11 protein-coding genes are annotated in these 15,070 nt (G+C 62.0%); 3 read left to right on the top strand and 8 right to left on the bottom strand.

Annotated features, from left to right (window positions below):
• Together IAE77_RS29125 and IAE77_RS29120 are read left to right on the top strand one after the other, a co-directional pair.
• Nucleotides 1-274, top strand: a 274-nt coding sequence (locus IAE77_RS29125; RefSeq protein WP_294234864.1) for a DUF433 domain-containing protein, incomplete at its 5' end; no start/stop codon positions are given.
• Nucleotides 246-635 carry a DUF5615 family PIN-like protein gene (locus IAE77_RS29120; protein WP_294234860.1) on the top strand — a complete coding sequence of 130 codons (390 nt, stop codon included), beginning with the start codon at nt 246-248 and terminating at the stop codon, nt 633-635. The genes IAE77_RS29125 and IAE77_RS29120, both read left to right, overlap by 29 nt.
• Here IAE77_RS29120 and IAE77_RS29115 read toward each other — a convergent pair.
• From IAE77_RS29115 to IAE77_RS29105, 3 genes are all read right to left on the bottom strand, one after another.
• On the bottom strand, nt 632-4,987 hold the full coding sequence (locus tag IAE77_RS29115; protein WP_294234858.1) for a PVC-type heme-binding CxxCH protein: 4,356 nt from the start codon (nt 4,985-4,987) through the stop codon (nt 632-634). The genes IAE77_RS29120 and IAE77_RS29115 overlap by 4 nt on opposite strands.
• A gap of 162 nt (nt 4,988-5,149) precedes the next feature.
• Complete coding sequence (gene purL / locus IAE77_RS29110; RefSeq protein WP_294234856.1) at nt 5,150-7,540, bottom strand: phosphoribosylformylglycinamidine synthase subunit PurL; 2,391 nt, start codon at nt 7,538-7,540, stop codon at nt 5,150-5,152.
• Between the two features lie 70 nt (nt 7,541-7,610).
• Complete coding sequence (locus IAE77_RS29105; protein WP_294234852.1) at nt 7,611-9,035, bottom strand: FAD-dependent oxidoreductase; 1,425 nt, start codon at nt 9,033-9,035, stop codon at nt 7,611-7,613.
• An 82-nt stretch (nt 9,036-9,117) separates the two neighbouring features.
• On the opposite strand from IAE77_RS29105, the gene IAE77_RS29100 reads away from it, so the two are divergent.
• Nucleotides 9,118-10,416: a Gfo/Idh/MocA family oxidoreductase gene (locus tag IAE77_RS29100; protein ID WP_294234849.1), complete on the top strand. Its 1,299-nt coding sequence runs from the start codon at nt 9,118-9,120 to the stop codon at nt 10,414-10,416.
• A 63-nt stretch (nt 10,417-10,479) separates the two neighbouring features.
• Here the strand turns inward: IAE77_RS29100 and IAE77_RS29095 are convergent, their stop codons facing one another.
• The 5 genes from IAE77_RS29095 to IAE77_RS29075 all read right to left on the bottom strand — a co-directional run.
• Nucleotides 10,480-11,250, bottom strand: coding sequence for an RNA methyltransferase (locus IAE77_RS29095; RefSeq protein ID WP_294234846.1), 771 nt, complete (start codon nt 11,248-11,250; stop codon nt 10,480-10,482).
• 15 nt (nt 11,251-11,265) lie between these two features.
• On the bottom strand, nt 11,266-12,435 hold the full coding sequence (locus tag IAE77_RS29090; RefSeq protein WP_294234843.1) for a class I SAM-dependent rRNA methyltransferase: 1,170 nt from the start codon (nt 12,433-12,435) through the stop codon (nt 11,266-11,268).
• A 139-nt stretch (nt 12,436-12,574) separates the two neighbouring features.
• The gene (locus IAE77_RS29085; RefSeq protein ID WP_294234840.1) at nt 12,575-13,561 is read right to left on the bottom strand and encodes a zinc-binding alcohol dehydrogenase family protein; all 987 of its coding nucleotides are present in this window, start codon (nt 13,559-13,561) and stop codon (nt 12,575-12,577) included.
• Between the two features lie 13 nt (nt 13,562-13,574).
• The gene (locus IAE77_RS29080; RefSeq protein ID WP_294234838.1) at nt 13,575-14,402 is read right to left on the bottom strand and encodes a murein L,D-transpeptidase family protein; all 828 of its coding nucleotides are present in this window, start codon (nt 14,400-14,402) and stop codon (nt 13,575-13,577) included.
• A gap of 9 nt (nt 14,403-14,411) precedes the next feature.
• The coding region (locus tag IAE77_RS29075; RefSeq protein ID WP_294234835.1) for a polymer-forming cytoskeletal protein at nt 14,412-15,070 on the bottom strand (659 nt) is incomplete at its 5' end.

Genomic DNA, 15,070 nt, shown 5'->3' with positions numbered 1-15,070 from the left:
AGGAGCGGGACTTGCCAAGTCCGTCGTTTCCGATCAAACTATCCGCATGAACTGGAACAAGCGCATCTCTTCCGATCCGGCCGTCTGCCACGGTCGCGCCTGCATCGCTGGCACGCGGGTGATGGTCTCTGTCGTTCTGGACAATCTGGCGGCAGGAATGTCGCCGGATGAGCTCAGGAAGCATTATCCTGCTCTCGAATTGGAGGATGTGCAGGCCGCCGTTTCGTATGCAGCGCAGCTTGCGCGTGAAGAGTGCTTCCCGCTCGCTGCCTGAGATGAAGTTCAAGACTGACGAGAATCTGTCGGTGACCGTGGCGGAACTGCTGCGACAGCATGGGCATGATGCGATGAGCATCGACGAGCAAGATATGAGCGGCTTTGCAGATGCGAATGTCGCCGAGGTGGTCAAAAGCGAAGGCCGCGTGCTGGTCACGCTCGACCTGGATTTCTCCAACATTCAAAACTACCCGCCAGCCGAGTATCCGGGCATCATCGTCCTTCGTCCGCCCCGGCAAGACAACGCCACCGTGCAAGCAGTGCTGCTGAAAGTGCTGCCGCTGATGACCGAGGAAAAGCTGCTCGGTAAGCTCTGGATCGTCGAAGATCAAAAGCTGCGTGTTCGCGATGGCTGCTAACCCTTCAACGTCATCAGATACGCGAGCAAGTCGGCCACCTGCTTGTCCTGGAGGGCATCGAGGAGGCCTTCGGGCATGAGGGAGCGGCGGATGAATTTGGTGCTGCGGATGTCGGCTTTGGGGAGGCGGCGGTCGGGGAGGCCGGCTTGGCGGATGACGACGGCGTCTTTGTCTTCGCTGACGAAGAAGGCGTCGATGAGGTCGCCATTGTTCATTTCGACGCGGTAGATGCGGTAGCCGGGCTCCATGGCAGCGTTTGGCGTGAGGATGTTGCGCAAGACGGCCTCCAGGCCCATCGCGCCCGCGCCGGAGAGGTTCGGGCCGATTTGACCGCCGGCGTTGCCGATTTGATGGCAGGCCATGCAAAGGGCGCTGAGGGCTTTTCCGGCCTGCGGATCGCCTTTCGGGGCCAAGGCGGTGAATTTGGCAAATTTGGCGTCGAGGGCCTTCGCGGCTTCTTCGGTGAGCAGCGGCGGGGTGTCGATGGTTTTGGCGACGCGAGCGCCTTTGCCGAGTTTTTTGAAATCGGTCTGATCGGACGAATCGGACCGATCAAAGCCAGCACGCACTTCAGCGGCGGTTTTGGCGCGTTTGAGCACGCGGAACTCGGTGATGACGCCTTCAGTGCCCTTGCTGGGACCGCTCCAGCCGATCTGGCAGTTTTCCCATTTGGCGGGGGCGGGTTGGGTGCCTTCGGCGTCGAGTTCGCCGTTTTGGTAGATGCGGAGGATGCCTTTGTCGTCGCGGGTGACGGCGAGGTGGGTCCAGAGGTCGGGCGTCATGGGTTTGGTGGCCACGCAGACGTCGTGCAGCTCGGGGCCGGCATAGACGCGGAATTTGCCGCCGAAGAAATTCATCTGCACGCCTTTGGCTGTGCCGAGGAGGCAGTCCTCGTTGCCGATGCCGGGCGCGAGCCGCACCCAGGCCTCGACGGTGAAGGGACCGTCGAGTGTGATCTTCGAATCGACCCACGCAGTGTCCTGGCCGTCGAGCAGCAAGACCTCGCGGAAGATGCCGCCGAGCTGCTGCTGGAGTTTTTCGACCGCGGGATCATCGCCGAGCACGGTGGCGAGGCGTTCGACGGTGGGGCCGTCGAGATCGGTCTGCGGGAGTTTTTTGTCGAGCAAGGCGGTGACGATGGTCTTCGCACCAGCTTTGCTGCTGGAGAGCGCGTTGAGGGCGTTGCGGCGCTGCGGCGGCTGAAGCGAGGGATAGAGCGCGAGGAGTTTGGTGCCTGCATCGGGCGCACGAGAAGCGGCGAGCGCTTCGAGCGCGGCATCGCGTGTGAGAGCATCGGGATCGGATTGAGCGAGGGAGGCGAAAAGATCGGCTTCGGCGCTGCGGAGGTCGCGAAGGGTGGTGAGCAAGGAGCGGCGGTTTGCAACCGCCGTGGGCGCTTGCAAAGCGCCCGTCCTTGTGAGCACGACGAGATCGCTTTCAAGGCTCGTGAGCTGGAAGCCGCTGATGAGTTGGAGCGCGAGTTGGGTCTGTTGGAGTCTAGCCTTTAGGCGACCCTCAGCGTCCCCTGCATCGGCTAAAGCCTTCACTCCAACCTCTGTGGCGGCGCTTTTGAGCATGGTGCGTGCGGTTTCGATGAGTAAGGGCGCGATCTGCTTCGCATCGAGCTTCGTGCGTTGCGCGACGAGCTTCTCGGCGACGGCGGCGCGGGATTTTTCGTTGGTGAGGAGCGCTTGGAGGGCTTCGCCGACGCCGGGCTCGGCGGGGAACTGGGCGAGGCGGAGGAGTTCCTCGTCATTCGGGGCGCGGTCGAGCTGTGGGAGCAGTTTGGCGACACGCGAGGCGCTGGCCTTCGGCTCCAACGCGAGCGAGGCGAGCACGCGGGCCTCGACAGGCAGTTTCGCGGCGGCTTCGGAGTCGAGGAACTTCGCGACGACCTCCGGATGACGCTCCAGGAACATGCGGACGAGGAAGCGCTCGAACTCGCGGTCGTAGGCCTCGCGCACGGGGATTTGCTTCGGGCCGCGGGAGGATTGGATGGTGGGGCCTGGGAGGCTGGGTTTGGCGAAATGAGACAGTAATTGAGTCAGGTTCTCAGGCGTAGGATTGGATGAAAGTCTTCTGATCGCGCTGACCGGATAAGGACCGCCGTGCAGGGGCGAATACAAAGAGTTGGGATCAGCGGCCTCGCGATCAGCCAATGTTTGACCCGCGAGATGTTTGCGACCAACTGGCCCTCTTGCAGTCATGACACCAAGAGCTTGGTCGTCGAGCTGGGTGAAGTCTGGAATCGCTTGGTAAGCAGCCTCAGGGACCTCGCTGAAGGCAGGTTTGCGAGCTCCAACGAACCGAAACTTGGATTTGGCTTCCCTGCCTTCTTCTGGACTCGATTGTGGCTGCGATACGTCTGCTTTTGCAGTGATGTTCCCTTTCGCTTTCACCCTCCAAATTCGTCCCCGCGTCTTATCCCGATCCGGATGTGCCCGTGGCACCTCGTTGTGGGAGATGATCTTGTTGTACCAATCGACGATGTAGATGCAGCCGTCGGGGCCGTTGGTGAGGGCGACGGGGCGGAAGAAGGGATCGTCGCAGGTGATGAGGTCAGGGAGCTGGGCGAGCTTCCAATACGCGCCGTCGCGATGCATGGCCAGGGTTTGGATCTTCGAGATGATGGGATTGGCGACGGCCATCGAGTAGGTGGGTTGGAGTCCAGCCTTTAGGCGACCCTCAGCGGTCCCAGCATCGGCTGAAGCCTTCACTCCAACTGCGGCTGGCGAGAGCGAACCTGACTCGATCAACGCAAGACCACTCAACCCCGTGCCGCCCATGCGCACCTCGGTCTGCGGTGGGAAATCGGGCTGATAGCTCTTTTTGAGGGCCTCCATGCCGCCGGGGTAGTAGGCGTATTCGTGGAAGGGCATGACGGGGTAGCCGTAGTCGTTCGCCTCTTGGATGAAGGTCTCGCCCTCGCCGGTGATGACGAGGCCCCAGATGTTGTTCGGGCCGGTGCTGATGACCTCGAACTCGCTGCCATCGGGTCGCATGCGGGCCATGCTGCACTTCGGCCAATCGACGACGACATCGCTGCCGGGTTTGCGGACCTGGCTGTTGTTGAAAAGGCCCTGCGCCATCCAGATCCAGCCGCCGGGTGCCCGCGTGAACTGATGCGGAAAGAGGTGCGAGTCCTGCACGCCGAAGCCGGTGAGGACAACGTCGAAGGTGTCCGCCTTGCCGTCGCCATTCGTGTCTTTGTAGAGCTTCAAATCGTGGCCGTGCTGTACGTAGCAGGTATCGCCCGCGCCCCAGGGCAGGATGCCGAGCGGGATGGCGAGGCCGTCGGCGAAGACGGTCGGATTCGTGAGTCCATCCGCGGGAATCTTTCCATTCAAAGACTCCCGCGGATAGACGAGCACCTTGTCCTTGCCCTTGCCCGCATACACCGCCTCGGCGGCGGCGGGGTTTTCATTCGCATCGACGGGATACTCGAGCGCGGTCTGCGTCCACATGCGGCCGCGTTGATCGAAATAAACGCTGACGAATTTGCCGAGGCCTTCGCTTTCCTGCACGACGAGCTCGATTTCGTAGCCCTCGGGCAGTTTGAACTTCTTGAGCTGCTCCTGCGCGGACAAAGCGGTGCCTTGGATGTTGTTGTAGCTGATGTCGCGCTTTGGTGCGGCGGCATTGGCCTGCGGTTTCGGCGGCAGTTTGGCCTTCATGCCTTCGAGGCCGCCGATGCTCTTCCAAGTGGGCGCACCGGGCGTGGCGGGCAGTTCTTCGATGGTGACGTCTTTGACCTGCACGAGGCAAGCGCCGCCGCTGTGGACCTGAGGAGCAATGACGCCATCGTGCGCGATGTTCGGATCGGCCTCGGTAAAGTCCATGCAGTGCACGCCATTGATCCAGGTCTGGATGCGCGGCCCCTCGGCGCGGATGCGGTATTCGTTCCAGCCAAAGACATCGACGGCCTTGTCGAGCGCGGCCTGCTGCTCGGGCGTGGGTGACCAGATGACCTTGTTGCGACGGTGCTCGTCGTAGATTTTGCCGAACCAACCCTCGCCGCAATCGACCTGATAACCGCTCATCGCGCCATGCTCCGCCCGCACGCTGCGGATCTGGATGCCGCTGTTCAGCATGCCGGTCTTCGGATCGCCGCTGACCTTGATCTTGAGCTTCAGCTCGAAGTTTTGATACGACTTCTTCGTGCTGATGAAGTCGTTCTTCTTGATCTTCTCCGTCGTGGAGCCGCCGGTGATCACGCCGTCCTCGACGCGCCACATCGCGGGATCAAAGTCCCAGCCATCGAGCGTTTTGCCGTCGAAGAGGGAAACGGGCTCCGCATAGCAAAGGGCGGAGAGCAGAGAGCAGAGAGCCAGAAGGGAGAATGGTCGGCGCATGGTGGGAATACGGAATGAAGGGCGCAGGCTAGCAGGAGCGCATGCACGGTGTCATGCCCGAAATGCACCACCCATTCTAGACGCGGCTGCCCCAAACCTCTCCGAGGAAGAGGAGGAGGATTGCTGGCGATACTCCACGCCCTTTGCCCTTCGCTCTACGCCTTAATAATACTTCACCAGCCCATCCTTCCACAGCGGCTTGAGTTGATCGATGGGTGAATCGATCAAGGTGGTGCCGTTGTGGGAGATGTAGAGATAGGGATCACGGGTGGCTTCGCCGATGATGACAAGGCCGGCTTTTTCGGCGGCGGCGACGTGTTCGGGGGCGATTTCGACGAGGAGGCGGCCGGGGGTTTCGCCGAAGAGGAGTTCGGCGGTGGTGAGGCCGCTGGCGGCGAGGGGCATCTTGTCGGTGGCGATGCGGAGGCCGGCTTTGCCGCTGAAGGCCATCTCGGCGAGGGCGACGGCGAGGCCGCCTTCACCGATGTCGTGGGCGCTGAGGACGGCGCCTTGCTTCACAAGGTCGTAGTAGCGGCGATAGGCGGCCATGCTGTCGGCTTCGTCGAAGGACGGGCCGGCGTCGAGGCCGATGCCGCGGGTGTATTTGGCGACGATGCTGCCGCGCAGTCCGGCGCTGGCTTTGCCAAGGATGGCGATCTTGCTGCCGACGCGGCGCAGGGAGGCTCCGACGACGTGCTTGGCGTCCTCGACGATGCCGAAGCCGCTGAGCAGGAGCGTGACGGGGATGGAGACGGGGCCTTCGTCGGTGACGAAGTAGTTGTAGAAGCTGTCCTTGCCGCTGACGAAGGGTGCCCCATACGCGATGGCGGCCTTGGCCATGCCCTTGGTGCATTCGACGAGCGCGCCGAGCTCGCGCTCGTTGTCGGGATTGCCCATGCAGAAGTTGTCGAGGATGGCGATGCGGTCGGGATTTGATCCCATGGCGACGAGCTGGCGCACGCATTCATCGACGACGGCGCGGCCCATGAGATGCGGGTCGGTCTTGCCCCACTCCGGCAGCAAAGCGCAGGCGAGGGAGACGAGCTGGCTGCTGCCATCGACGCGGATGACGCTGCCGTCCTGCGGCGCATCGCCCGCGGCACCGGCGAGCGGTTTGAGGACGGTGTTGCCCTGCACCTCGTGGTCGTATTCGCGGATGATGGGTTCGCGGGAGACGATGGAGAAATCGGCGAGCAAAGTTTTGAGCGTGGCGGTCCAGGATTCCGGACGCACGGGCACGGCGGGCTGCACATCGGCCGGCGTGCGCCATTTCGCCCGCATCTCGCGGCGCGGGGCCTCATGCAGCGCGGTGACGTGCAAATCGCACACGGTGGTGCCGTGGTGCATGACTTTGAGCCGCTGCGAGCCATCGGCCTTCGCGAGGACAAAGATCTCGGTCTGATAGATGTCGGCGAGCTTTTGCAGCTCGGGCAGATCTTTCTCGTCGATGGCGATGACCATGCGCTCCTGCGATTCGCTGATGAAGACCTGCCAGCTTTCGAGATCGGGCGCTTTCAGCGGCGCATTCTCCAGCCAGACCTCGCCACCGGTTTCGCGGAGCATTTCGCCCGCCGCGGAACTGAAACCGCCCGCGCCGCAATCGGTGACGAATTGAATGAGGCCCTTCTCACGAGCGGCGAGCACCCAATCGGCGACTTTTTTCTCCTCAATGGGATTGCCGATCTGCACGGCGGTCTGGTCTTCCTCATGCGAGTCGGTGGTGAGCTCGGCGGAGCTGAACGTCGCGCCTTTGAGGCCGTCTTTGCCAGTGCGACCGCCTGCGGCGATGAGCAAATGGCCGGGCTTCACTTCCTTGGCGATGTCCTTGATCGGGATGATGCCGGCGGTGCCGCAGAACACGAGCGGGTTGTAGATGAAGGTGTCGTCGAACTGGATCGCGCCGTTGACGGTCGGGATGCCCATGCGGTTGCCGTAATCGCGCACGCCGCGCACCACGCCGCGCATGACGCCGAGCGGATGGATGACGTCCTTCGCCTTGATTTGATCCTGCTCGATGTCGGGCGGGCCAAAGCAGAACACATCAAGCGAGGCGACGGGCTTCGCGCCCTTGCCCGCGCCGAGGATGTCGCGAATCACGCCGCCGAGGCCGGTGTTCGCACCCGCGTAGGGCTCGATGGCGCTGGGGTGGTTGTGCGTCTCCACTTTGAGGCACACGGCCTTGTCGTCGTCGAGCTTCACAAAGCCTGCGTTGTCCTCGAAGGCGCTGAGCACGAAGTCGGGCTTCGTTTTGCAGATCTCCTCCGTCACATTGCGGATGTAGGTCTTGAACAAGCCGTCCACGACCTCCTGCTGGCCATTGAGCGTGTGATAAATCTTCGCGCCAAAGATGCGGTGCTTGCAGTGCTCGCTCCAGGTCTGCGCGATGACTTCCATCTCGACATCCGTCGGCTCGCGGCCCTCATCCTGGTAAATCTTCTGCACCGCGAGCATGTCCGCCTTGGAAAGCGAAAGCTTCATGCGCTTCGAGAGATCGAGAAGCTGGTCAGCGGTGAGATCGCGGAGGGGGATGGAGCGGAAGACGGCTTTGGACATGGGTGGGGCTTTTGTCTATGCAAAGCGGGGCCAGCCGGTCAACGCCGGAGGGGGAGGAAAATCACCCCGATCAGGCTGCGGATTCGGCCATTTGATCGGCGATTTCCTCGGCAGGATAGGTCCAAATCTCGCTCAGGGTCGGGTGGTAGTGCGGGATGGCCATGAACTGCTGCACCGTGGCGCGGAAGTTCATCGCAATGACGACTTCGTGGATCAATTCCGTCGCTTCAGGCCCGACGACGCAGGCGCCGAGGATTTCGCCCGTTTTTGCGTGAGCGTGCATCTGCACAAACCCGGCAGTTTCGCCCATGACCATCGATTTGCCGTGATCGTTGAAGGGATAACTCCCGCTGAGGAAGGGAACGTCGAGCTTGCGGAGCTTTTCCGCCGTGGCTCCGACGCAGGCCACCTGTGGATGGGAGAAAACACCGAAGAGCTGCAGGCGGTAGTCGATGCTTTCATCGACCGGCTTTCCTGCGAGCAGTCGCGCGGCGTTGCGGGCGGCGATTTCTCCCTGCTGGATGGCGATGTGGACGACATCGAGCGGGCTGCACACATCGCCGGCGGCAAAGATGTGCGGCCGGGAGGTTTGCAGATGCTCGTTGACGATCACCTTCGTCTTTTCCGTCGCCACCTTGGCCGCATCGAGGCCGAGGCCACGCGTCGCTGGATGGCGGCCCATGGCGACAAGGATTTGATCGACCTCGACCGTGACAGGCTCGCCGGCGGCTGTGAATTCGACGCGTTTGCATCCTTCGTGGTTCGAGACGCGGTTGAGATGCGTGCCGAGGTGGACGTGCATGCCGCGATCCGTGTAGGCTTTGGCGATGACATCGCTGCATTCAGCGTCGAGGCCGGTGAGGAGCTGCTTGCTGCGCTGGATCAGCGTCACCTCGCAGCCCATGGCATCAAGGTAATGCGCCAGTTCGAGCGCGATCGCGCCTCCGCCGAGCACGGCGCACGATTTCGGCAGGGAATCCACATCCAGCACGTCATCGCTGGTCCAGAAGCCGGTTTCAGCGAGTCCGGGCACATCCGGCACGAACACTTCCGAACCGGTGGCGATGCAGAAACTGCGTGCCGTGATTTGAAAAGATGCCGAACCGTCACGCGGCATGACTTCGAGGGTGTGAGCGTCCAAAAATCGGGCCGCGCCGCGATACAGAGTGAAACGGCCGTCTTCGAGCTGTCCCTGGCGATAACCGGCGAAGTCGGCGATCAGGGTGCGCTTGCGGTCACGGATCGCCCGCACATCCACCCCGTGTGAAGCGGCCTTGAGGCCGAACTCTTCAGCGTGGCGGATCACGAGCTGACGGTTGGCGGATTCGATGAGCGTTTTGCTCGGCATGCAACCACGCAGGATGCACAGGCCGCCGAGTTCGGGCGCTCCATCGACCACTGCCACGCTCAAACCGCCGCTGTGTGCCGTTCTTGCGGCCGCGTAGCCGCCGCTGCCACCGCCGATGATCACGAAGTCAAAATTGTGTCCTGCCATGCGCACGAGTGCCTGTCCGCCAAGCGTTCTGCAAGCTGCCTATTGCCAAATCAGGGCCTCTCCCAATACACTCTGCCCCGCCATGTCTCATCGTCGTTCCTTCCTCCGCCAGATCCTTGCCACAGGTGTTGCTCCCGTGTTCGTGCCTGCTCATGTTCTGCGCTCCCAGACGGCACCTTCGAACAAGATCACGCTGGGCGTCATCGGTGTCGGGGCGCAGGGCACGCACGACATGCGGGCTTTTCTGAATCACGACGATGTCCGCGTCACGGCGATCTGTGACGTGAACAAAACGAAGATCGAAAACGCGCGGAAGATCATCGCAGAGCGCTATGGCAGCCCTGACGTGAAGGTGATGGCTGATTTCCGTGAACTGAACCGTGACAGCTCGATTGATGCCGTGCTGATGGCTCTGCCGGTGCACTGGCACAGCATTCCAGCCACGGACGCGGTGCTCAACGGCAAGCATATCTATCATGAGAAGCCGATGGGCATGTCGCTGGCTGAATCGAAGCACGTGCGTGCGGCCGTGCGGAAGAAAGGCGTCGTGTTCCAGTTCGGCACGCAGCAGCGCAGCGATCTGAAGTTCCGTTGGGCCTGCGAACTGGTGCGCAACGGCCGACTTGGCAAAATGAGGGAGATTCAAGTCGGTGTGCCGGGCGGAAAGACCGGCCCGGAGTTTCCTGAGCAGCCGGTGCCAGCCACGGTGGACTGGGATCGCTGGGTGGGGCCTGCGGCGATGCCTTCCTTCAATGTGGACAAGCTGAAGCGCGACAACCATGAGAACATCACGAACTTCTCGCTCGGCATGATCTCCTGTTGGGGCATTCATCACCTGGACATCGCGCAATGGGGCAATGGCACGGACGACACCGGACCGATCAGCGTGGAAGGCGAAGGAACCTATCCCGACAAGGGTGGATGCGACGCGGTGCTGACCTGGAGACTGCGCTACGAGTATGCAAACGCGACGCCGATCACGTTCGTGAACCAGGACAACCTGGGAATCAGTCATGGCATCAAGTTCGTTGGCGAAAACGGCTGGGTGCATGTGCTGCGTGGCAAAATCAGCGCCAGTGACGAGGCGATCCTGCGTGATCCGGCGAACAAAGAGGGCTCCATGCCGGTGAAGTTGCCAGTCAGCCTCGAACACACGCGAAACTTCGTGGACGCGGTCAAAACGGAGCAGAAGCCGATCTGCGACATCGAGACGGCGGTGCGGTCAGACACGCTCTGCCAGCTCGCGGCGATCACCTTGAAGGCCAAGCGGAAGCTGAGTTGGGATCCAGCGGCGGAGACGTTTGGGAACGACGATGCCGCGAATGCTTTGATGAATGCGCGGCCTTTCCGTGGCGACTGGAAGCTGCCGGCGATTGGGTGACGAAGCGTGTTTGTAGTTCGGGCTTTAGCCCGCAGTTCGCTTCCGGACGGCCTGAAGGCCGAACTACGAGCGCTGCCTGACGGCTTCGAACAGGATCGCAGCTCCAGCAGCGGCGACGTTGAGCGATTCGACGGGCGGGTGCAGCGGAATTCGCACGCGGGCGTCGCAGGCGTTCATGATCTCGGCGCTGGCTCCGCGACCTTCGTTGCCGAGGATGAGGAAAGTCGGCTGGCGCCAGTCGTAGTCGTAATGCGAAAGTGCGGCCTCGCCGGTGGCGGCAACGGCTTTGAGACCGCGGTTGCGGCAGGTTTCAATGGCTCCGAGGCCGGAGACATCGGTCATCAACGGCAGTCGGAACGCGGAGCCCATGGAACTGCGCAGAGTTTTCGGCGAGTAGGCATCGGCGGAGCCTGCGAAGGCGAAAAGGCCGTTCGCTCCCGCAGCCTCAGCGGTGCGAATGAGCGTTCCAAGATTGCCAGGGTCCTGAACGCGATCGAGGCCGAGCACGAGTGGGGATTCGGCGGCAAAGAGCTGATCGAGGGCCGGAAACGGACGTTCGGCGATGACGATGATGCCCTGGGTGGTCATCGTGTCGCCGAGAGATTCGAGGACGGTTTCCGCGAGCTGGAAAACGGGGCAGGGGATGCCTTCGAGCAGCTTGGTTTGAACTGCGGAGACTTCCGTGGCGGTGAAGCAGGCATGCAGCCTCAATCCCGACGAGATGCATTCGCCCACGAGACGTTCGCCTTCGACGAAGATGAGGTCGCGCTCACGCCCTTCGCGCACGCGGCGGGCGTGTTTGATGCGTTCGTTCGAGGAACTGGTGATGAGCATGTGCGGCGGACGATTTCACCACGACGCGACAACCTCGTAGGCGTAGCCACGCAGGTATTCGGTCTCGGGAATGGTGGCGAGGATGGGATGATCCGGCCGCTGCGTGTAAGTGGCGATGCGGCGGAGTGTTTTCTTCGCATCGACAGCGGCGTCGGTGATGCTGCTGTGGAACTCGCTGGCACTGACGTGATGCGAGCAGGTGAAGGTGGCGAAGATGCCGCCGGGTTCGAGCATCTTCATGGCGCGGAGGTGGATCTCCTTGTAGCCACGCAGGGCGTCACGCACGGAGCTCTTCGTCTTGGTGAAGGAAGGCGGATCGAGGATGATCAGATCGTAGCGGGTGCCGGCCGCTTCGTTGCGCTTGAGGAAGTCGAAGCAGTTCTCGGCGATGCATTTGATCTTCGCGCCGGAAATGGCGGCATTTTGTTTCGCGACCTCCGTGGCAGGCTCGCTGATGTCCACGGCGGTGACTTCGCTGGCTCCGGCGAGCGCGCAGGCCTGGGCGAAACCGCCTTGATTCGAGAAGCAGTCAAGGACACGGCGACCTCGGGCGAGCTTCGAGACGAGCTGGTAATTGTCGAGCTGATCGAGGTAGAGGCCGGTTTTCTGGCCTTCGAGCAGATCGGCGTGAAAGGCGCTGCCTTGATGACGCACGACGAAAGGCGCAGGTGATTCGCCGCTGATGACGCCTTTGATGAGCTCCATGCCTTCCGCTTTGCGGACAGCGGCTTCGTTACGCTCGATGATGCCGCGTGGCTTCAGTGTGTCGTTGAGGGCCTGCACGATGAGCTCTTTGCGCTGGTCCATCGCGAGCGTGAGCGTCTGCAGCACGAGGAAGTCGCCGTAACGGTCGATGATGACGCCGGGGAGTCCGTCGGACTCGCTCCATACGAGGCGGCAGAGGTTCAAATCGACTCCGGAGGCCTCACGCACTTTGATCGCGCGTTGGATCCGTCGGGTGAAGAAGTCGAGATCGAGGTCCTGGCGGCGATAGGAGAAGAGACGGGCGGAGATTTGCGACTGCGGGTTGTAGATGGCGCTGCCGAGGGGCTTTCCACGCACGTCTTGCAAATGAACGACATCGCCGGGCTTCGGATCGCCAAAGCGTTTTTGGATTTCAGTGGCGTAAACCCAGACGTGGCCGTGAAAGAGGCGTGCGCGGGGCTGGACGGTGAGAGTGGGCATGGGTGAAATGACGAAATCAGAATGACGAATGTCGAATGAATGAGTGCTCGCAGGGAAATGCGCGGGTTGCAACCAGGGCCGTGAGGTTTTGGCCCTTTGGCCTGGCTTTGTCTCGGCAAGCCGGGTGAAAGGACCGGGATCACAGTGTGACGACAGCCTTGATGACCCGGGATGCGGGCAGAAGCCAACTGTCCATTTGCGAGGGGAGGTCCTGGAAGCTGCTGCGATGGCTGATCCAGGGGCGGGTGTTGATCAGGCCGGACTGGATCATGCCCAGGATGCGCGGGAAGTCGGAGGCGACGGCGTTCCGGCTGGCGAGCAGGCTCAATTCACGGCGATGGAGCAGCGGATCGTCGATGGTGACGGGCTCTTTGGTGATGCCGACATAGACGACGCGGCCTGTGAATCGAGCGAAGCGAAGGGCATTCGCCATGGAGTTCGGATTGCCAGTGGCATCGAACACGATCTGCGCGGCAGGTTCGCCCGGCAATGAGGCGACGACTTGAACACCGGGGTAGTGCTGCGTCACGAAATCGCGACGTGCGGCGTTGAGTTCGAGGACGGTGATGCGGGCATTCGCGGCACGGGCGAATTCGAGCACGGTGAGGCCGATGGGGCCTGCGCCGATGATGAGAACGTCATCTGCGTCGGTGACTTGAGCGCGGTTCACCGCGTGGCAGCCGATGGCGAGCGTTTCCACGAGCGCGAGTTGCTCGAAATCGAGCGCGTTGCAGGGATGTAGCTTGGGCGCAGGCAGGATCATGCGCTCGCGCATGCCGCCATCGCAGTGGACGCCGAGGACTTGCAGGGTTTCGCAGCAGTTCGTGCTGCCGCGGCGGCAGGAGTGGCAGGTGCCGCAGTTGAGGTAAGGCTCGACGGAACAGCGGTCGCCAACTTTGAGATGAGTCACGTCAGAGCCGACAGCGAGCACTTCAACGCCGAGTTCGTGGCCGAGAATGCGGGGGAACTCGATGAAGGGCATTTTGCCGAGATAACCGCTGATGTCCGTGCCGCAGATGCCGATGGCGCGAATGGCGACGAGCGCCTCGCCGCTTTGTGGTGCCGCAGCCTCGGGAAGGCTGGTCCAGGTGAAGGTTTTGGCGGCGAATAGAGTCAGCGAGTTCACAGTGGGCGGTGGATCAGTGGATGTGATAACTGCCGTTTTCCACGGTGATTGGAGGCACCCGACGAGTGCCCTCAAACATGTGATAGGCAGGTTCGATTTCGCGCCAAAAACTGAGATGATCGTGATCGCCATCGAACTCCGCCTTCTTCATGCGCGAGGCGTGCATGCGGAAAGGGAAGATGTGGATGGGCACGGTGGGGTTGGTTTTGAGCGCGGCTTCGACGATGAGGTAGATTTCTTCGATGAGTGGATCAGTCATGGCGAAGCAGCCGATGCTGACGGTGTCGCCATGCACCATGATGAAGCTGCCGGTGCGCTGGTGATGGAGGTCGTAGGCGTTGGGATAGCCGACGTTGAAGGAGAGATGGTAGCTGCTGGCGGGGTTGAGCTGCTTCTGGGTGACGCTGTAGAAGCCTTCCGGGGCCTGCAAGTCGCCTTCCCGTGTTTTGGGGCCGAGCGTGCCGGAGAAAGTGGCGATTGGATAGTTGCGGAAGAGTTTCCACTGGTGGTCGGCGGCTTTCATCCAGAGCTCCAGCTCACGACTTTCCTTGAAAATGCGAATGAATGCCGGCTGGCCGAGTGTGAGCTGCTTTGAGGCGAGTTCGTCCGGCAGTTTCGGCATCAGGCGCGAACGCACGCTGGCGAGACGCTCTGCGGGACCGAGTGTCCGCCACACTTCGGGCGGTGGTGGCTCGGTGTAAGGCATGGGCAGGTGCTCGCGGGTGACGCTCTGCATGAAGTGCGAAATCCAGAGGATGAGATGGGCCAGGGAACCGGTTTGAAAGGCGATGAGGCCGGCGCAGGCGAGCAGGACCCAGAGCACGAGGGCACGTGGTCGCATGATGTTGCCTCAGGAATGGCCAGGAACCGGTGTCGGCACCTTTGCTCGCACAATGTTCATCGCGCCATTGAGCTCTCCGCCCGGCTCGATCGAGACGGAGCGTGCGGTGACATCGCCATTCACCGATCCGTTTCCGCCGATGACCACTGAACCGGTGCAGTAGAGGGTTCCGGTCACGCGTGCCTGCACTTCCACCTCGGTGGCATGCACGGCGTTCAGGAAGGCAACGTCGGCCCCCTTTTCGATGACGAAACGATTGCAGCGGATCTCGCCGATGATGCTGCCGGTGGTGCGGAAGCTGGCGTCGCCTGTGCAAGTGACGTTCGCCTCTATGACGCCCTGGCACTCAAGGTCACGGCAGAAAACACTGCTGGCGGAGAGACGGCCGCGTTTGCGGATGAGGACATTGCCGCGCGTCTTCACGGGCTGGGTGGAGACCATGTTGATCTCGACGTCCTCAAGGGAAATGTAGGCCCCGCAGGCCGGGCAGTTGGCGGAGCGGGCGGAGCGGCCGGTTTTGAATTTGTGCCCGCAATCGAAGCACTCGGCGTCCTTGAAATACTGGTTCCGATACATGCCCTGTTCCTTCATCTTCTGGAAGGAGCTGGCCGTTTGCGGCGCGGGCGCGGGTGTGGGTGGCGGCGAGTTTGACTGCGGACGGCGCATCA

This window comes from Prosthecobacter sp., assembly GCF_014879935.1.
Lineage (GTDB): Bacteria > Verrucomicrobiota > Verrucomicrobiia > Verrucomicrobiales > Verrucomicrobiaceae > Prosthecobacter.
This window is presented reverse-complemented; position numbering and strand designations above follow the sequence as displayed.